15 protein-coding genes, 1 tRNA gene and 1 pseudogene are annotated in these 18,512 nt (G+C 67.7%); 7 read left to right on the top strand and 10 right to left on the bottom strand.

Going from position 1 to position 18,512, the window contains the following annotated elements:
* The 6 genes and pseudogenes from ACH414_RS16240 (at position 1) to ACH414_RS16215 (ending at position 3,662) form a co-directional block, all read left to right on the top strand.
* The gene (locus tag ACH414_RS16240) at positions 1-1,098 is read left to right on the top strand and encodes a hypothetical protein (protein ID WP_382532557.1); all 1,098 of its coding nucleotides are present in this window, start codon (positions 1-3) and stop codon (positions 1,096-1,098) included.
* Positions 1,098-1,661 (top strand): hypothetical protein, encoded by a 564-nt coding sequence (locus ACH414_RS16235; RefSeq protein WP_382532559.1) that lies wholly within the window; start codon positions 1,098-1,100, stop codon positions 1,659-1,661. Before ACH414_RS16240 ends, ACH414_RS16235 begins: the two co-directional genes overlap by 1 nt.
* 10 nt (positions 1,662-1,671) lie before the next feature.
* Positions 1,672-2,052 (top strand): ATP-binding protein, encoded by a 381-nt coding sequence (locus ACH414_RS16230; protein WP_382532561.1) that lies wholly within the window; start codon positions 1,672-1,674, stop codon positions 2,050-2,052.
* Positions 2,053-2,132: 80 nt separating this feature from the next.
* On the top strand, positions 2,133-3,044 hold the full coding sequence (locus tag ACH414_RS16225; RefSeq protein ID WP_398942163.1) for a peptidoglycan-binding protein: 912 nt from the start codon (positions 2,133-2,135) through the stop codon (positions 3,042-3,044).
* Positions 3,045-3,094: 50 nt separating this feature from the next.
* A pseudogene (locus tag ACH414_RS16220) lies at positions 3,095-3,304 on the top strand (hypothetical protein); the annotation flags it as partial.
* A gap of 94 nt (positions 3,305-3,398) precedes the next feature.
* Positions 3,399-3,662, top strand: a complete 264-nt coding sequence (locus tag ACH414_RS16215; protein WP_386565283.1) for a hypothetical protein — start codon at positions 3,399-3,401, stop codon at positions 3,660-3,662.
* A gap of 69 nt (positions 3,663-3,731) precedes the next feature.
* Here ACH414_RS16215 and ACH414_RS16210 read toward each other — a convergent pair whose 3' ends face one another.
* From ACH414_RS16210 to ACH414_RS16165, 10 genes are all read right to left on the bottom strand, one after another.
* A complete protein-coding gene (locus ACH414_RS16210; protein ID WP_382532566.1) occupies positions 3,732-7,631 on the bottom strand; it encodes a DNA-directed RNA polymerase subunit beta' in 3,900 nt (1,299 codons plus the stop codon).
* Between the two features lie 98 nt (positions 7,632-7,729).
* Positions 7,730-11,212, bottom strand: coding sequence for a DNA-directed RNA polymerase subunit beta (gene rpoB, locus ACH414_RS16205; protein ID WP_382532568.1), 3,483 nt, complete (start codon positions 11,210-11,212; stop codon positions 7,730-7,732).
* 546 nt (positions 11,213-11,758) lie between these two features.
* Complete coding sequence (gene rplL / locus ACH414_RS16200) at positions 11,759-12,142, bottom strand: 50S ribosomal protein L7/L12 (protein WP_382532570.1); 384 nt, start codon at positions 12,140-12,142, stop codon at positions 11,759-11,761.
* Between the two features lie 119 nt (positions 12,143-12,261).
* A complete protein-coding gene (gene rplJ / locus ACH414_RS16195; RefSeq protein ID WP_382532572.1) occupies positions 12,262-12,792 on the bottom strand; it encodes a 50S ribosomal protein L10 in 531 nt (176 codons plus the stop codon).
* 250 nt (positions 12,793-13,042) lie between these two features.
* Entirely contained in the window at positions 13,043-13,975 is a 933-nt protein-coding gene (locus ACH414_RS16190) for a hypothetical protein (protein WP_382532574.1), read from the bottom strand.
* 152 nt (positions 13,976-14,127) lie between these two features.
* Positions 14,128-14,856, bottom strand: coding sequence for a 50S ribosomal protein L1 (rplA, locus tag ACH414_RS16185; protein WP_382532575.1), 729 nt, complete (start codon positions 14,854-14,856; stop codon positions 14,128-14,130).
* Positions 14,857-14,939: 83 nt separating this feature from the next.
* On the bottom strand, positions 14,940-15,374 hold the full coding sequence (gene rplK, locus ACH414_RS16180; protein ID WP_030318720.1) for a 50S ribosomal protein L11: 435 nt from the start codon (positions 15,372-15,374) through the stop codon (positions 14,940-14,942).
* Between the two features lie 161 nt (positions 15,375-15,535).
* Complete coding sequence (gene nusG / locus ACH414_RS16175; RefSeq protein ID WP_386565287.1) at positions 15,536-16,447, bottom strand: transcription termination/antitermination protein NusG; 912 nt, start codon at positions 16,445-16,447, stop codon at positions 15,536-15,538.
* 44 nt (positions 16,448-16,491) lie between these two features.
* Positions 16,492-16,779: a preprotein translocase subunit SecE gene (secE, locus tag ACH414_RS16170; RefSeq protein ID WP_382532579.1), complete on the bottom strand. Its 288-nt coding sequence runs from the start codon at positions 16,777-16,779 to the stop codon at positions 16,492-16,494.
* Between the two features lie 109 nt (positions 16,780-16,888).
* Positions 16,889-16,961 (bottom strand) — tRNA-Trp (locus tag ACH414_RS16165).
* Positions 16,962-17,166: 205 nt separating this feature from the next.
* Between ACH414_RS16165 and ACH414_RS16160 the strand changes: the two genes are divergently transcribed.
* Positions 17,167-18,393: a pyridoxal phosphate-dependent aminotransferase gene (locus ACH414_RS16160; RefSeq protein ID WP_382532581.1), complete on the top strand. Its 1,227-nt coding sequence runs from the start codon at positions 17,167-17,169 to the stop codon at positions 18,391-18,393.
* Positions 18,394-18,512: the final 119 nt, after the last annotated feature.

Below are 18,512 nucleotides of genomic sequence, written 5' to 3'. Positions count from 1 at the left end.
ATGGCACTCGACACGCCCTACCGGGCCATCTTCTGCGACCTGATCACCGACCAGACCATCGACATCCTGCCGCTGCGGGACGTCTCCTTCGACGACTACATCGGCAAGGCCGGCTCCCTGTCCGGCACCATCCCGATCCCGAACAAGGAGATCGCCGAGCGGGTCAAGAAGGTCCGCGAGGGCCGCACCGCGATCTACCTGGAGCGCGGCGGCGACCTGTGGTGGGGCGGCATCATCTGGACCACCACCCTGCAGTCCAGCGGCCGCGGGGTGCTGACCCTGTCCCTGCAGGCCGCGACCTTCGACTCGTACGCGGCCCGCCGCCGCATCCGCACCGACATCACGTACACGGACACCGACCAGCTGGAGATCGCCCGCAAGCTGTGGAGCGAGCTCACCAAGGGCCCCGGCTGCTTCACGCTCACCCTGGGCGAGGAGAGCTCCGACACCAGGCGGACGGTCAACTACCGCCTCGGCGACGAGACGGTCTACCAGGAGGCCCTGGACCAGCTCGCCGACCTCCAGAACGGCTTCGAGTACCAGATCCTGGTCTACCGGGACCCGGAGGACGGCAAGCGCGTCCGCCAGCTCAGGCTCGGCTCCCCCAAGATCCGCACCGGCGCCACCGACCTGCTCTTCGACCGCCCCGGCGTGATCCTGTCGTACTCCTTCCCGTACGACGCGACCCGCGGCGGCACCACGGCCCTGGCCCGCGGCGCGTCGGTGAACAACAACGCCGGCGCCGAGTCCCGGCCGCTGTACTCCGCCGAGCAGACCGACACCTCGCTGCTCGCCGACGGCTGGCCCAGGATCGACCTGTCCTCGGACCACAACGAGATCTCCGACCAGCTCACCCTGAACCAGGTGGCCTCGGCGGAGCTCGCCGAGGCCCGCGGCGCCGTCCTGATCCCCGCGATCAGCATCCACCTCGGCGGGATCGTCCCGCCGGCGCTGCTCGGCCGGGTCGCCCGCATCCGGATCAACGACGAATGGTTCTCCAGCGGCCTCGACGCCCGCTACCGCATCATCGGCGTCAAGATCACCCCTCCGGAGCGGGGCCGCCCCGACACCGCCGAGCTCTACCTCGAGGAGGCCTGATGCCCCAGCTGCCCGAGGACATCATCGACCGGCTCAACCAGATGGAGCGCCGGCTCAAGGCACTGTCCACCGCCGTCAACACCCGTCCGCCGCTCAACGAGATCCGTCCCGACCCGAACACCGTCCCCAACCGGCCGGTGATCCGGATGTACGACGGCTACGTCCACGAGATCTTCTCGGACGACATCGTGACCGGCGGCCTCGCCCGCCCCTGGCTCGCGCTGCTGCCGCCCAAGGACACCAGCACCGCCCGGTGGCCGCAGACCACCAGCGGCACCTTCGTCACCATCGCCCGGTCCTTCAACCCGGTCTGGCAGCCGAAGATGCGCATCTCGCTGAGCACCGCGGCCTCCAGCGGGGCGACCGGCACGGTCAGGGTCCTGGTCGACGACGTCCCCTTCGGCCCCACCGTCACGGCGGGCACCACCTACGACTACACCGGCCTGCTGCCCGGCGACTTCAAGACCCGGTTCAGCCAGACCATGAAGATCGAGATCCAGGCCCAGGCCAGCGGCGGCACGGTCTACGCCCAGCCCGTCCTCGTCTACGGCACCCAGAGCTGAGGAGCACCGCATGAACATCGACCCCACCCAGCCGTGGGGCGTGGCCATCGACTACGCGGGCCGCGCCGTCGTCAGCGAGAACGGCCACAGCCTCGACATCCGCGTCTACGACAACACCTTCGGCGGCAACCTGGACCGGGACCCGGTCACCGGCCAGTACCCGCCGGTCTACGTCTCCGCCTCCCTCGCCGAGAGCGGCGCGGGCGACGCCACCCTGCGCGGCAACGGGCTGATCGTGGTCAGCGCCCAGGACGGCTCCCCGGTCGTCCCCGACCCGACCGCCGTGCAGCGGGCCGTCGCCGCCGCCCTGGCCGACTTCGAGAACCGGCGCGCCGCGTACGCCGCGCTCTGCGCGGGCTGGGCTCCGCCGGCCCCGGCGCCCGCCCCGTAGGCCTCTCGTACCTCACCACCCCGTACGTCCCACGCCCCGAGCCGCCGCGGCCGGGGCTTTCGCATGCCCGGAGGACACAGATGGCCACTCCCCTCTCCGCGGACCGGTTCGTCGCCGCGCTCCGCGCCGAAGGCGTCACCGTCGTCGAGCACGACGGCTGGCGCACCCACAACCGCGACGGCCACGGCGCCTGGGGCCCCGTGGTCGGCGTGATGATCCACCACACCGTCTCCAGCGGCACCGAGAGCACCGTCGCGCTCTGCTACGACGGCTACGCCGGCCTGCCCGGGCCGCTCTGCCACGGCGTCATCGCCAAGGACGGCACGGTCCACCTCGTCGCGAACGGCCGCGCCAACCACGCGGGCGGCGGGGACCCGTCCGTCCTCCGGGCAGTGATCAGCGAGACCTACGGGGACCGCCCGCCCGTCCCGCGCGAGCACCAGGGCAGCGCCGGAGCCGTCGACGGCAACTCCCGCTTCTACGGCTTCGAGTGCATCAACCTCGGCAACGGCACCGACCCCTGGCCGGCCGCCCAGCTCGAAGCCATCGAGCGGGTCTCGGCCGCCCTGTGCCGGGCCCACAGCTGGGGCGCCAAGTCCGTGATCGGCCACTCCGAGTGGTCCGACTGGAAGAACGACCCCCGGGGCTTCGGCATGCCGGTCATGCGCGAGCGGGTCCAGAAGCGGCTCGGCGCCGCACCGGCCGCCAAGCCGACCGCCCCGGCGAGGCCCGCCGCCCCGCGCTACCAGCCGTTCCCCGGGACCGCGTTCTTCAAGACCACGCCCAGCTCCCCCGTCGTCACCGCGATGGGCCGCCGGCTGATGGCCGAGGGCTGCGGCCGCTACAAGGTCGGCCCCGGCCCGCGCTGGTCCGAGTCCGACCGCCAGTCGTACGCCGCCTGGCAGCGCAAGCTCGGCTTCTCCGGCACCGACGCCGACGGCTGGCCGGGCCGCGCCTCCTGGAACGCGCTGAAGGTCCCCTACGTCCGGTAGCCCACCGCCACCACCCGTCCCCCCCCACCCCCACGCAAGGAGAACCACCCATGACCGAAGCCGCCAAGCGCACGGTCCGCACCGTGCTGCAGACCGCCGTCGGCATCGCCGTGGTGCTGCCGGCACTCGTCGACGCCTCCGGCCTCCCCGCCACCCTGCCCTGGGTCGCGGCCGCGCTCGCCGTCGCCGGCGCCCTCACCCGGGTGATGGCCTACCCGGCCTTCCAGGTGCTGCTGCCGTCCTGGCTGCGGATCGACCCCGTGGCCGCCGTGGCTCCCGTGGCCGCCGTGGCCGCCGTGGACGCAGTCGGCTCGGAGGCGCTCCCGGAGGCCACGCCGGAGGCGGAGGCGGCCGATGACCGAGTCTGACCCGAACGACCCGGTCGCCGTCGCCCTCGAACTGGAGCGGCTGCGCGGCACGCTGGAGGCCGGCTTCGCCCGTGTCGACGGCTCGCTCGCCCTGCTCGTCCAGCGCAGCGACCAGACCGACAAGCAGCTCGCCGACCACGAGTCACGGCTCGACGCCCTGGAGCGCGCCCGGTGGCCGCTGGCCAGCATCGGCGCCCTCGCCGCGGTGGCCACGGTCGCCGTCACGGCCTGGGAGCTGACCGCGCGCTGACCGCCGGCGGGAAACGCCGAAGGGCGGCCACCCCTCGCGGGGTGACCGCCCTTCGGTCAGGCGACTCGCTTACTGGTTGTACGGACCGTAGTCGTAGTCCTCCAGCGGAACGGCCTGGCCGGAGCCGGTGCCGAACGGCGAGTAGTCGATGTCGTCGTAGCCGACGGCCGAGTACATCGCGGCCTTGGCCTCCTCGGTCGGCTCGACCCGGATGTTGCGGTAGCGGGACAGACCCGTACCGGCCGGGATGAGCTTACCGATGATGACGTTCTCCTTGAGGCCGATGAGGCTGTCGGACTTGGCGTTGATCGCCGCATCCGTCAGGACTCGGGTCGTCTCCTGGAAGGAGGCGGCCGACAGCCAGGACTCCGTCGCCAGCGAGGCCTTGGTGATACCCATCAGCTGCGGACGGCCGGAGGCCGGGTGGCCGCCTTCCTGGACCACACGACGGTTCTCGGTCTCGAACTTCGAACGCTCGACGAGCTCGCCGGGCAGCAGCTCCGCGTCGCCCGACTCGATGATCGTCACGCGGCGCAGCATCTGCCGGATGATGATCTCGATGTGCTTGTCGTGGATCGACACACCCTGCGAGTTGTAGACCTTCTGGACCTCGCCGACCAGGTGGACCTGGACGGCACGCTGGCCGAGGATCCGCAGCACGTCGTGCGGGTTGGTGGCACCCACGGTGAGCTTCTGGCCCACCTCGACGTGGTCGCCCTCGCCCACGAGCAGACGGGCGCGCTTCGAGATCGGGAACGCCGTCTCGTCGGTGCCGTCGTCCGGGGTGATGACGATCTTCTTGGTCTTCTCGGTCTCCTCGATGCGGACGCGACCGGCCGCCTCGGAGATCGGGGCGACACCCTTCGGCTGCCGGGCCTCGAAGAGCTCGACGACACGGGGCAGACCCTGGGTGATGTCGTCACCGGCCACACCACCGGTGTGGAAGGTACGCATCGTCAGCTGGGTACCGGGCTCACCGATGGACTGGGCGGCGATGATGCCGACCGCCTCACCGATGTCGACCAGCTTGCCGGTGGCCAGCGAGCGGCCGTAGCAGAAGGCACAGGTGCCGACGGCCGACTCACAGGTCAGGACCGAGCGGGTCTTGACCTCCTCGACGCCCGCGTTGACCAGGGCGTCGATGAGCACGTCACCCAGGTCGACGTTGGCCGGCGCGATGACCTTGCCGTCCACGACGACGTCCTCGGCGAGCATCCGCGCGTACACGGAGGTCTCGACGTCGTCCGTCTTGCGCAGGACGCCGTCCGCACCGCGCTCGGCGATCTTCAGCTTCAGACCGCGCTCGGTGCCACAGTCCTCCTCGCGGATGATCACGTCCTGCGAGACGTCCACCAGACGACGGGTCAGGTAACCCGAGTCGGCGGTACGCAGGGCGGTGTCGGCGAGACCCTTACGGGCACCGTGCGTCGAGATGAAGTACTCGAGGACGGAGAGGCCCTCACGGAAGGACGCCTTGATCGGACGCGGGATGGTCTCGTTCTTGGCGTTCGACACCAGACCACGCATACCGGCGATCTGCCGCATCTGCATCATGTTTCCTCGGGCACCCGAGTCAACCATCATGAAGATGGGGTTCGTCTTGGGGAAGTTCGCGTTCATCGCCTCGGCGACCTCGTTGGTCGCCTTGGTCCAGATCGCGATGAGCTCCTGCGTGCGCTCTTCCTTGGTGATCAGACCGCGCTCGTACTGCTTCTGGACCTTCTCGTCCTGCGCCTCGTAGCCCTTGACGATCTCCTTCTTCGCCTCGGGAACGACGACGTCGGAGATGGCCACGGTGACGCCGGAACGGGTCGCCCAGTAGAAGCCCGCCGCCTTCAGGTTGTCGAGCGTCGCCGCCACGATGACCTTGGGGTAGCGCTCGGCCAGGTCGTTGACGATCTCGGAGAGCTGCTTCTTGCCCACCGAGTAGTCGACGAACGGGTAGTCCTCGGGCAGCAGCTCGTTGAAGAGCGCACGGCCCAGGGTCGTCCGGATGCGGAACGAGTCACCCTGCTGCCACTCCGGCTCGCCCTCCTCGGCGACCGGGGGAACCCAGCCGCGCGGCGGGACGGTGCCGATCGGGAAGCGGATGTCGATCGGGGACTGCAGCGCCAGCTCGCCGGCGTCGAACGCCATGATCGCCTCGGCCGTGGAGCCGAACGCGCGGCCCTCGCCCTTGGTGTCACGGAGCTCGCCGTCGGTGGTGAGGAAGAACAGACCGAGGACCATGTCCTGGGTCGGCATCGTCACCGGACGGCCGTCGGCGGGCTTGAGGATGTTGTTCGAGGACAGCATCAGGATGCGGGCCTCGGCCTGCGCCTCCGCGGAGAGCGGCAGGTGGACGGCCATCTGGTCACCGTCGAAGTCCGCGTTGAACGCGGTGCAGACGAGCGGGTGGATCTGGATGGCCTTGCCCTCGACCAGCTGCGGCTCGAAGGCCTGGATGCCGAGGCGGTGCAGCGTGGGCGCACGGTTCAGCAGGACCGGGTGCTCGGCGATGACCTCTTCGAGGACGTCGTACACGACCGTGCGGCCGCGCTCGACCATGCGCTTCGCCGACTTGATGTTCTGCGCGTGGTTCAGGTCGACCAGGCGCTTCATCACGAACGGCTTGAAGAGCTCCAGCGCCATGGCCTTCGGCAGACCGCACTGGTGCAGCTTGAGCTGCGGGCCGACGACGATGACGGAACGCGCGGAGTAGTCCACACGCTTGCCGAGCAGGTTCTGACGGAATCGACCCTGCTTGCCCTTCAGCATGTCGCTGAGGGACTTCAGCGGACGGTTGCCGGGGCCCGTGACCGGGCGACCGCGACGGCCGTTGTCGAAGAGGGCGTCGACCGCCTCCTGGAGCATCCGCTTCTCGTTGTTCACGATGATCTCGGGGGCACCGAGGTCGAGCAGACGCTTCAGACGGTTGTTGCGGTTGATCACACGGCGGTACAGGTCGTTCAGGTCGGAGGTCGCGAAGCGGCCACCGTCCAGCTGCACCATCGGACGCAGGTCCGGCGGGATGACCGGCACGCAGTCGAGAACCATGCCCTTGGGGCTGTTCGCGGTCTGCAGGAACGCGGAGACGACCTTGAGGCGCTTGAGCGCACGGGTCTTCTTCTGGCCCTTGCCGGTACGGATAATCTCGCGGAGCTTCTCGGCCTCTTCCTCGAGGTCGAAGGACTCCAGGCGCTTCTGCAGCGCCGCGGCACCCATCGAGCCGTCGAAGTACGTGCCGAAGCGGTCACGCAGCTCGCGGTAGAGCAGCTCGTCGCCCTCGAGGTCCTGGACCTTGAGGTTCTTGAAGCGGTTCCACACCTCGTCGAGACGGTCGATCTCGCGCTGCGCACGGTCGCGCAGCTGCTTCATCTCGCGCTCGGCACCCTCGCGCACCTTGCGGCGCACGTCGGCCTTGGCGCCCTCGGCCTCGAGCTCGGCCAGGTCGTTCTCGAGCTTCTTGGCGCGGTTCTCCAGGTCGGAGTCGCGACGGTTCTCGATCTGCTGACGCTCGACGGAGACGTGCGCCTCCAGCGAGGGCAGGTCACGCGTACGACGCTCGTCGTCGACGTACGTGATCATGTACGCCGCGAAGTAGATGACCTTCTCCAGGTCCTTCGGGGCGAGGTCGAGCAGGTAGCCGAGGCGCGACGGAACGCCCTTGAAGTACCAGATGTGGGTGACGGGAGCGGCAAGCTCGATGTGGCCCATCCGCTCACGGCGCACCTTGGCGCGGGTGACCTCGACGCCACACCGCTCACAGATGATGCCCTTGAAGCGGACGCGCTTGTACTTGCCGCAGTAGCACTCCCAGTCCCGGGTCGGACCGAAGATCTTCTCGCAGAAGAGTCCGTCCTTTTCGGGCTTCAGGGTGCGGTAGTTGATGGTCTCCGGCTTCTTGACCTCGCCGTGGCTCCACTGACGGATGTCGTCAGCGGTGGCCAGACCGATCCGGAGCTCGTCGAAGAAGTTGACGTCGAGCACTATGCGTCAATCCCTCTCAGGGTTGTAAGGCTTGGGGTCTGATACGGGGGTCCTGGGGCCGGCGGGGGGCTCATGCTGAGCCCCCTGCCGGACTCCCGTCAGACCTCTTCGACGCTGCTCGGCTCGCGCCGGGACAGGTCGATGCCGAGCTCCTCCGCAGCGCGGAAGACGTCCTCGTCGGTGTCGCGCATCTCGATGGACATGCCGTCCGAGGACAGCACCTCCACGTTGAGGCACAGGGACTGCATCTCCTTGATGAGCACCTTGAAGGACTCGGGGATGCCGGGCTCAGGGATGTTCTCGCCCTTGACGATGGCCTCGTAGACCTTCACGCGGCCGGTCACGTCGTCGGACTTGATCGTCAGCAGCTCCTGGAGGGCGTACGCGGCGCCGTAAGCCTCCAGCGCCCACACCTCCATCTCACCGAAGCGCTGACCACCGAACTGGGCCTTACCACCCAGCGGCTGCTGGGTGATCATCGAGTACGGGCCGGTCGAGCGGGCGTGCAGCTTGTCGTCGACCAGGTGGTGGAGCTTGAGGATGTACATGTACCCGACCGAGATCGGGTCCGGGAACGGCTCGCCGGAGCGGCCGTCGAACAGGCGCGCCTTGCCGGACGGGAGCACCATGCGCTCGCCGTCGCGGTTCGGGATGGTGTGCTGGAGCAGACCCGCGAGCTCGTCCTCACGCGCACCGTCGAAGACCGGGGTGGCGACGTTGGTGCCGGGGGCGACCTGGTCGGCACCGATGGCCTGGAGGCGCTGCGCCCACTCGTCGGCGAGACCGGAGACGTCCCAGCCGCGGCTGGCGAGCCAGCCGAGGTGGATCTCCAGGACCTGTCCCGGGTTCATTCGGGACGGCACACCGAGCGGGTTGAGGATGATGTCGACCGGGGTTCCGTCCTCGAGGAACGGCATGTCCTCGATGGGCAGGATCTTGGAGATGACACCCTTGTTGCCGTGACGGCCGGCGAGCTTGTCACCGTCGGTGATCTTGCGCTTCTGGGCGACGTAGACGCGGACCAGCTGGTTCACGCCCGGGGGAAGCTCGTCGCCCTCCTCGCGGTCGAAGACGCGGACGCCGATGACCTTGCCGGTCTCGCCGTGCGGGACCTTCAGCGAGGTGTCACGGACCTCACGGGCCTTCTCACCGAAGATCGCGCGGAGCAGGCGCTCCTCCGGGGTCAGCTCGGTCTCACCCTTCGGGGTGACCTTGCCGACCAGGATGTCGCCGGCGACGACCTCGGCACCGATGCGGATGATGCCGCGCTCGTCGAGGTCGGCCAGGACCTCCTCGGAGACGTTCGGGATGTCCCGGGTGATCTCCTCGGGGCCGAGCTTGGTGTCACGGGCGTCGACCTCGTGCTCCTCGATGTGGATCGAGGAGAGGACGTCGTCCTGCACGAGGCGCTGCGACAGGATGATCGCGTCCTCGTAGTTGTGACCCTCCCACGGCATGAACGCCACGAGCAGGTTCTTGCCGAGCGCCATCTCGCCGTCTTCGGTGGCGGGACCGTCGGCGAGGACCTGGCCCTCGATCACCCGGTCGCCCTCGTCGACGACGACCTTCTGGTTGACCGAGGTGCCCTGGTTCGAGCGGGAGAACTTGGCCAGGCGGTACGTGATGTACGTGCCGTCGTCGTTGGCCACGGTGATGTAGTCCGCGGACAGCTCCTGGACGACGCCGTCCTTCTCGGCCTTGAGCACGTCGCCGGCGTCGGTGGCGCAGCGGTACTCCATGCCGGTGCCGACGAGCGGGGCCTCCGACTTAATCAGCGGAACGGCCTGACGCATCATGTTCGCGCCCATGAGGGCACGGTTGGCGTCGTCGTGCTCGAGGAAGGGGATCATGGCGGTCGCGACCGACACCATCTGGCGCGGCGAGACGTCCATGTAGTCGACGTCGGTCGGCGGGACGTAGTCGACCTCGCCACCACGGCGGCGGACCAGAACGCGGGGCTCGGTGAACTGGAGCTCGTCGTTCAGGGTCGCGTTCGCCTGGGCGATGACGAAGCGGTCCTCCTCGTCGGCGGTGATGTAGTCGACCTCGTCGGTGACCTGACCGTCGACGACCTTGCGGTACGGCGTCTCGATGAAGCCGAACGCGTTGACGCGGCCGTACGAGGCGAGCGAACCGATCAGACCGATGTTCGGGCCTTCGGGGGTCTCGATCGGGCACATGCGTCCGTAGTGGGACGGGTGCACGTCTCGGACCTCGAAGCCGGCCCGCTCACGGGAGAGACCACCCGGGCCAAGAGCCGACAGACGGCGCTTGTGGGTGAGACCCGACAGCGGGTTGTTCTGGTCCATGAACTGCGACAGCTGGCTGGTGCCGAAGAACTCCTTGATGGAGGCGACGACCGGCCGGATGTTGATCAGGGTCTGCGGCGTGATCGCCTCGACGTCCTGGGTGGTCATGCGCTCGCGCACGACGCGCTCCATACGAGCCAGACCCGTGCGGACCTGGTTCTGGATGAGCTCGCCGACGTTGCGCAGACGACGGTTGCCGAAGTGGTCGATGTCGTCGGTCTCGACGACGATCTCGCGGCCCGACTCGCCGATCGTCTCGGTCTCGCCCGCGTGGAGCTTCACGAGGTACTTGATCGTGGCGATGATGTCGTCGGTGGTGAGGACACCCGCGTCCAGCGGCTCGTCCGCGCCCAGCTTCTTGTTGACCTTGTAGCGGCCGACCTTCGCGAGGTCGTAGCGCTTCGGGTTGAAGTACAGGTTCTCGAGCAGCGTCTGGGCGGCCTCGCGCGTCGGCGGCTCGCCCGGACGGAGCTTGCGGTAGATGTCGAGCAGCGCGTCGTCCTGACCCTGGGTGTGGTCCTTCTCCAGGGTGGCGCGCATGGACTCGTACTCGCCGAACTCCTGCAGGATCTGCTCGGTGGTCCAGCCGAGCGCCTTCAGCAGGACGGTGACGGACTGCTTGCGCTTGCGGTCGATACGCACACCGACCATGTCGCGCTTGTCGATCTCCATCTCCAGCCAGGCGCCCCGGGACGGGATGATCTTGGCGGAGAAGATGTCCTTGTCGGACGTCTTGTCGATGGAGGAGTCGAAGTAGACACCAGGGGAACGGACCAGCTGCGACACGACGACACGCTCGGTGCCGTTGATGACGAAGGTGCCCTTGTTGGTCATGAGCGGGAAGTCGCCCATGAAGACCGTCTGCGACTTGATCTCGCCGGTCTCGTTGTTCGTGAACTCCGCGGTCACGAAGAGCGGGGCACCGTAGGTGAAGTCACGGTCCTTGCACTCGTCGATCGAGTTCTTCGGCGGCTCGAAGCGGTGGTCGCGGAAGGTCAGCGACATCGACCCGGAGAAGTCCTCGATCGGGGAGATCTCCTCGAAGATCTCCTCCAGACCGGACTTCGTGGGGACGTCCTGTCCCGACTCAAGGGCGGCCTCGACTCGAGCCTTCCACGCGGCGTTGCCGAGCAGCCAGTCGAAGCTCTCGGTCTGGAGCGCGAGGAGGTTCGGAACCTCGAGGGGCTCCTTGATCTTTGCAAAGGAGATGCGCAGCGGGGCGGTGCTGGCGCCGTTGTTCGTATTGGTCGAGGCGTTGCGCGAGGCGGCCAAGAGGGGGTCCTTCCGAGGGCTCGGACTCACTACGCGCGTACCGGTCCCTAGCGGAGCCCCGTGGAAGACGTTTCCCGATGTGGCCGAAAGGCCAGGTCAGAGTGGGTCTACCAGCGAAGCGGTTGCGAGGGGATGCCCCTGGTGACGGGCAGGGGGCAGTTAACAGGCAGCGCAAAGGGTCAGTGTAGCCACTTGGCCCACTGATGTCCAGGGCGAGTTCTTCGCGACCCTCGTTGCTCTCAACTCCGCGGTACCTCGCGCCGTGCGGCGCACCTCGATACTGCCCGTTCGGTCGTCGATCCATGCCTCGGAAACGGATCGTTGTGACGACGCGTCCTGAGAATTGCGCGCTGCGTGCGGTTCGTCAAGGCCCCCGCCCCTGCGCGGCGCACGGCGAAGATCACCATACTCCGCATCGGGAGGCCCGTACGACCGCCGCCACGCGGTCCCCGGCAACGCCGAAGGGCGACCACCCAGATGGATGATCGCCCTTCACGCTGCAAGCGTTACACGCTCAACAGAAGAGTCGCTGACGCGACGAGGTACTTACTTGACCTCGACGGCGGCACCGGCGCCCTCGAGCGCCTCCTTCGCCTTGTCAGCCTGCTCCTTGTTGACCTTCTCGAGGACCGGCTTCGGGGTGCCGTCGACGAGGTCCTTGGCCTCCTTCAGACCCAGGGAGGTCAGCTCACGCACGACCTTGATGACCTGGATCTTCTTGTCGCCGGCGCCGGTGAGGATGACGTCGAACTCGTCCTTCTCCTCAGCAGCCTCGGCCGGGGCACCCGGGACGCCGGCGGCGACCGCGACGGTGGCGGCGGCAGCGGTGACGTCGAACTTCTCCTCGAACGCCTTCACGAACTCGGAGAGCTCGATGAGGGTCATCTCCTCGAACTGCGCGAGCAGGTCATCCTGAGAGAGCTTCGCCATGATGGGCGATCCTTCCACTAATTCGGCTGGTGCCGATGTACATGTGAGGCGGGCGTACTTTCGGCCCGCTGCGACCCGCGCCACCCGGACGGGCGGCTCGGATCATTACGCGAGCCGAATTACTCGGCACCGCCCTGCTCGGCGAGCTTGGCGCGCAGCGCGTCCGCGGTGCGGACGAACTTCGACGGCAGAGCCTGGAAGAGCGAGGCAGCCTGAGACTGCTTGCCCTTGAAGGCACCGGCCAGCTTGCTGAGCAGAACCTCGCGGGACTCGAGGTCCGCGAGCTTCTTGATCTCGTCGGCGGAGAGAGCCTTACCGTCAAGGACACCGGCCTTGATGATGAGGTTCGGGTTCTCCTTGGCGAAGTCACGCAGAGCCTTCGCCGACTCCACCGGGTCACCGGTGACGAAGGCGACCGCGGTCGGACCAGCGAAGTGCTCGTCCAGTGCGGTGATCCCGGCCTCGTTGGCCGCAATCTTGGTCAGCGTGTTCTTCACCACGGCGTACTGGGCGTTCTCACCGAGCGAACGACGCAGCGTCTTGAGCTGCGCAACGGTGAGACCCCGGTACTCGGTCAGCACAGCGGCGTTCGAGCCACGGAACTGGTCCGCGAGCTCGGCCACCGAGGCAGCCTTGTCGGGCCTTGCCATAGAGCGTCGGCCTCCTTCCGGGTGATGGGACCGCTCGGAAGGGGCTGAACAAAACAGAACGCCCCGGGCGCAGGCGCACGGGGCTCAGCTCGACCGGATCACAAGAACCCGGGAACTCATCCACAGTCACCTGCGCGGGTCGTTCGCCACTCAGCGAATCCTTCGGCCACCACGCCTATACGGGCGCAGCGACGACCAGCGGTCTTTGGCTTCTGTGGAAGAGTACGTGACGAGGCGGGCAAGGGGCAAATCAGCCCTGCTCGGCCCCGCCCTTCAGGCCCTTGAGCATCTCGAAGAGGTCCAGGGTGTCCTTGGCCGGCGGGGCCTGGACGGTCGCCTTGGCGCCGTAGTCGGAGTAGTCGGCGCGCATCTTCATCGTGCCCTGGGCCATGGTCATGCCGACCACCATGCGGGCCGGGTAGCCGTCCTCGTTGACCCAGAGCTCGGTGTCGTAGCCCTTCAGGCCCATCTTCTTCATGTTGGCCACCAGGCTGTCGCGCTCCTTGGCGGTGAGGAGCTCGGACTGCTTGTTGGCGTTCAGCATCTGCTCGAAGGTGAGCGTGCCCTTGTAGTGCTCGGTCTCGACGCCGTCGATCTTCTCGGAGCCGATGTGCTTGAGGTTCGGCGACTCCACGAGCAGGGCGAGCTGCTGCGCCGGGTCCTGGTTCATGTTCTCCAGGCCGCCGGTCATCTGCTTCTGCATGGCCGGGTCGCCGGACTGCTCGGCCAGGGCCTTGAGGTCCATCTTCATCCAGCGCTTGCCGTCCATCTGGGCGGCCTGCTTGGCACCCATGTCCATGTACATGACCTGGTCCAGCATGATCATGCGCATTTCCTTGGGGCCGTCCGGCTTGCCGGCGGCGAGGGCGGAGCCCTTCATGGTGATGTCCATGGCGGCCGGGTCCCAGCCCTGGATGCCGGACATCTCCATCGTGCCGTTGCCCTCGGGGCTGCCGGGGATGTTCATGTCCATCGTCATCTTGACCCTGGCGGACTTGGCGTCCGAGGTCTTGCGGAACGCGGCCTGGATGACCTTGTTCATCTCGTCGCGCGTCTGGGCCACCTGCTCGCCCGCGCTCTTGCCCGCCGCCTTGCCGTCCCCGTCCTGACAGCCGGCCACACCGGCGATGACGGCCACGGCCGCCAGCGAGACGCCCGCGCGCTTCCATGCGGACATGCTCATGCGTCCCCACCCCTTGATCGTTAATGCGTTCGTAAAGAAGTCCAGTCGTCAGCACCGTAACCCACGGGGCTGACAAGCCCCCAAAGAAAAACCGCCCCTCACGGCTCTTCCGAGCCGTGAGGGGCGGTTTCAGGACGCTTGAGTCAGGAGACTCAGACCGCGGCCGGGTCCTCCTCGACGAGGAGGTTGCGGGTGCGGTTCGGGTCGACCGGAATGCCGGGGCCCATCGTGGTCGCGATGGCGGCCTTCTTGATGTAGCGACCCTTGGCGGCGGACGGCTTCAGACGGAGGATCTCCTCCAGGGCCGCACCGTAGTTCTCCACCAGCTGGGTGTCGTCGAAGGACACCTTGCCGATGATGAAGTGCAGGTTCGAGTGCTTGTCGACGCGGAACTCGATCTTGCCGCCCTTGATCTCGTTGACGGCCTTCGCCACGTCGGGGGTGACGGTGCCCGTCTTCGGGTTCGGCATGAGACCACGCGGGCCGAGGACGCGGCCGAGGCGGCCGACCTTGCCCATGAGGTCCGGGGTGGCCACCACGGCGTCGAACTCGTTCAGGCGGTTGCCCTTGGAGATCTCGTCGATGAGCTCGTCGGAGCCGACGATGTCGGCGCCCGCGGCGATCGCGGCCTCGGCACGGTCACCGGTCGCGAAGACCAGGACCCGGGCGGTCTTACCGGTGCCGTGCGGAAGGTTCACGGTGCCACGGACCATCTGGTCGGCCTTGCGCGGGTCGACACCCAGGCGGAAGGCGACCTCGACGGTGCCGTCGAACTTCGTGGTGGACGTGTCCTTGGCGAGACGGACGGCCTCGAGCGGGGCGTAGAGCTTCTCCCGGTCGATCTTGCTGTCCGCAGCGCGGAGAGACTTGCTGCGCTTCACTTCTGCTCCTGTGTGTTTCAGGTGTGGAGTCGTGGTGCGGGCCGGCGCAGGCCCTACCACAGAGGTCAAACGGGGGAGCTGAATCAGCCCTCGACCGTGATGCCCATGGAACGGGCGGTGCCGGCGATGATCTTCGACGCGGCGTCCAGGTCGTTGGCGTTCAGGTCGGGGAGCTTGACCGTGGCGATCTCGCGGACCTGGGCGGCCGTGAGCTTGGCGACCTTGGTCTTGTGCGGCTCGCCGGAGCCCTTGTCCACACCAGCAGCCTTGAGGATCAGCTTGGCGGCCGGCGGAGTCTTGGTGATGAAGGTGAAGGAACGGTCCTCGTAGACCGTGATCTCCACCGGCACGACCATGCCACGCTGCGACTCGGTCGCGGCGTTGTAGGCCTTGCAGAACTCCATGATGTTGACGCCGTGCTGACCGAGCGCGGGGCCGACCGGCGGGGCCGGGTTCGCCGCACCGGCGTTGATCTGGAGCTTGATAAGCCCCGTGACCTTCTTCTTCTTGGGAGGCATGTGCTCTCTCCGGGTCCTAGTGAGAGTTTTCAGCCGATCCGTCCGGTCGTCCGGACGGAGGCATACCGCACAACGATAACGGGTATAGACGTGCGGCTAAAAACCGAGCAGGTCAGAGCGGCTCTGGGAGCCGCCCTGACCTGGTCGGAAACCTGTGTGGATCAGTTCTTCTGGATCTGGTCGAAGCTGAGCTCGACCGGGGTCTCGCGACCGAAGATCTCGACGAGGCCCTTGACCTTCTTCGAGTCGGCGTTGATCTCGTTGATCGTGGCCTGGAGGGTGGCGAAGGGGCCGTCCGTGACGGTGACCGAGTCGCCGACCTCGAAGTCCAGGACCTCGACCGTGACCTTGCGGGCCGGAGCCGGCTTGCCCTCGGCCTCGGCGGCCTCGCGGGCGGCCTTCTCCTCGGCCTCCGGGGCGAGCATCTTGACGATCTCGTCCAGGGTCAGCGGGTACGGGTCGTAGGCGTTGCCCACGAAGCCGGTGACGCCCGGCGTGTTGCGGACGACACCCCAGGACTCGTTCGTCAGATCCATGCGGACGAGCACGTATCCGGGCAGCTTGTTCTGCCGGACGTTCTTGCGCTCGCCGTTCTTGATCTGGACGATCTCTTCCTCGGGCACCTCGGCCTGGTAGATGAACTCCTCGACGTTCAGCGAGACGGCACGCTGCTCGAGGTTGGCCTTCACGCGCTTCTCGTAGCCCGCGTAGGTGTGGATCACGTACCACTCGCCGGGGAGCGTGCGCAGCTCCTCGCGGAGCGCGGCGATGGGGTCGACCGGGGCGGCCGGCTCGGCCTCCTCGGCCTCTTCCTCGGCGGCCTCGACGTCGGCGTCGGCGTCCTCGTCGGACTCCTCGGCCTCGTCCTCGTCGTCGGCGGACTCGGTCTCGTCGGCCTCTTCGGCGTCCTCGTCCTCGTCACCGGCGGCGTCGGCCTCGGCGAGAAGCGCGGCTTCCGCGGCGGCTTCGGCGTCAGCAGCGTCGTCCTGGTCCTCGTCGGCCGCCTCGACGATGTCGAGCTCGTCCTCGACGGACTCGGACTCGAAGGCGTCGTTCAGGTTCGCGTCAGACACGGTGGCTGCTTCTTCCTGCGATACAGATGGGGTGGAACAAAAAGTCAGCCGAAGACGTACTTGACTGCTTCCTGGAAGCCATAGTCAATCACGGTCACGAGGCCGATCATGATGACAACGAAGACAATCACCACAGTGGTGTACGTCGTCAGCTGGCTTCGCGTGGGCCAGACGACCTTGCGGAGTTCCGCGATGACCTGGCGGTAGAACAGCGCGAGGCGGCCCAGAGGGCCCTTCTTTCCGCGCTTGCCGCCCTTACGGGCCTTCTTCTTCGACTCCGGTGCGGCGTCTTCGGCATCAGGCATGTCGATGGAGCCTACGGCGTCCGTCACGATGTTTCACCTGATTCCGGGTCGTGGCCGTGCCGCGCCCGGGTAAGTGGAGCCGCACGGCGGTGCAATGAAGTACGTACATGCGCACACAACCTGGCGGTGTGTGTAGCAGGGCCGGAGGGACTTGAACCCCCAACCGCCGGTTTTGGAGACCGGTGCTCTACCAATTGAGCTACGACCCTTTGCGGTGTCCCCAACCTACCGCATCGTGAGATGTGGTCGGTGCGGGGCCAACGAGCAGTGAGTGTACGTGGTCATGGGCCCCCACGTCGAACAGAAACGGCTCCGACCTGCCTCAGGCGGCGTGTACGACCAGGAATGACCGTTCCTGTCCGCTCCGTGAAACCTGTGTGCCGGGCCCGTACGGGGTCTGGGACGATGGGCCGTATGAGCGCTGCTACCCCTCCCACCGAGCGCCGGGTCTCCGCCCGGATCGGTGCGATCTCCGAGTCCGCGACCCTCGCCGTCGACGCCAAGGCCAAGGCCCTCAAGGCCGCCGGGCGCCCGGTCATCGGTTTCGGCGCGGGTGAGCCCGACTTCCCGACGCCGGACTACATCGTCGAGGCGGCCGTCGAGGCCTGCAAGAACCCCAAGTTCCACCGCTACACGCCGGCCGGGGGCCTGCCCGAGCTCAAGGCCGCGATCGCCGCGAAGACGCTGCGCGACTCCGGCTACGAGGTCGACGCCTCGCAGGTCCTGGTGACCAACGGCGGCAAGCAGGCCATCTACGAGGCGTTCGCCGCGATCCTCGACCCGGGCGACGAGGTCATCGTCCCGGCCCCGTACTGGACCACGTACCCCGAGTCGATCCGCCTCGCGGGCGGTGTCCCGGTGGAGGTCGTGGCCGACGAGACGACCGGCTACCGGGTCTCGGTGGAGCAGCTGGAGGCGGCGCGCACGGAGAAGACGAAGGTCGTCCTCTTCGTCTCCCCCTCCAACCCGACCGGCGCCGTCTACTCGGAGGCCGAGACCGAGGCGATCGGCCGCTGGGCCGTCGAGCACGGTCTGTGGGTCCTCACGGACGAGATCTACGAGCACCTGGTCTACGGGGACGCCTCCGCCGTCTCGCTCCCCGCCGTCCTGCCCGAGCTGCGCGACAAGTGCATCGTGGTGAACGGCGTGGCCAAGACGTACGCGATGACCGGCTGGCGGGTGGGCTGGATCATCGGCCCGAAGGACGTGGTCAAGGCCGCGACCAACCTGCAGTCGCACGCCACGTCCAACGTGAGCAACGTCGCCCAGATGGCCGCCCTCGCCGCCGTGTCGGGGAACCTCGACGCGGTCAAGGAGATGGGCGTCGCCTTCGACCGGCGCCGCCAGACCATCGTGCGGATGCTCAACGAGATCGAGGGCGTCCTCTGCCCGAACCCGGAGGGGGCGTTCTACGTGTACCCGTCGGTGAAGGGGCTGCTCGGCAAGGAGATCCGCGGCAAGCGCCCGCAGACCTCGGTCGAGCTGGCCGCGCTGATCCTCGACGAGGCCGAGGTCGCGGTCGTCCCGGGCGAGGCCTTCGGCACGCCGGGCTACCTGCGCCTGTCGTACGCGCTCGGCGACGAGGACCTGGTGGAGGGCGTCTCCCGGATGCAGAAGCTGCTGGCCGAGGCGCGCGACTGACCAGCCGGGAGCATCACTGGGTGATGCGGGCCCCCGGTTCTCCGGAACCGGGGGCCCGTTTTTGCGTTCTAGCAAGGTCCCGATCGGGGAAACGGACTGTATTCGTCCATTCGGGTACG

It is taken from the genome of Streptomyces sp. NPDC020422 (assembly GCF_044386705.1).
In the GTDB taxonomy this organism is placed as follows: domain Bacteria; phylum Actinomycetota; class Actinomycetes; order Streptomycetales; family Streptomycetaceae; genus Streptomyces.
The sequence above is the reverse complement of the archived record's forward strand: the minus strand, read 5'-3'. Positions and strand labels throughout refer to the sequence as shown.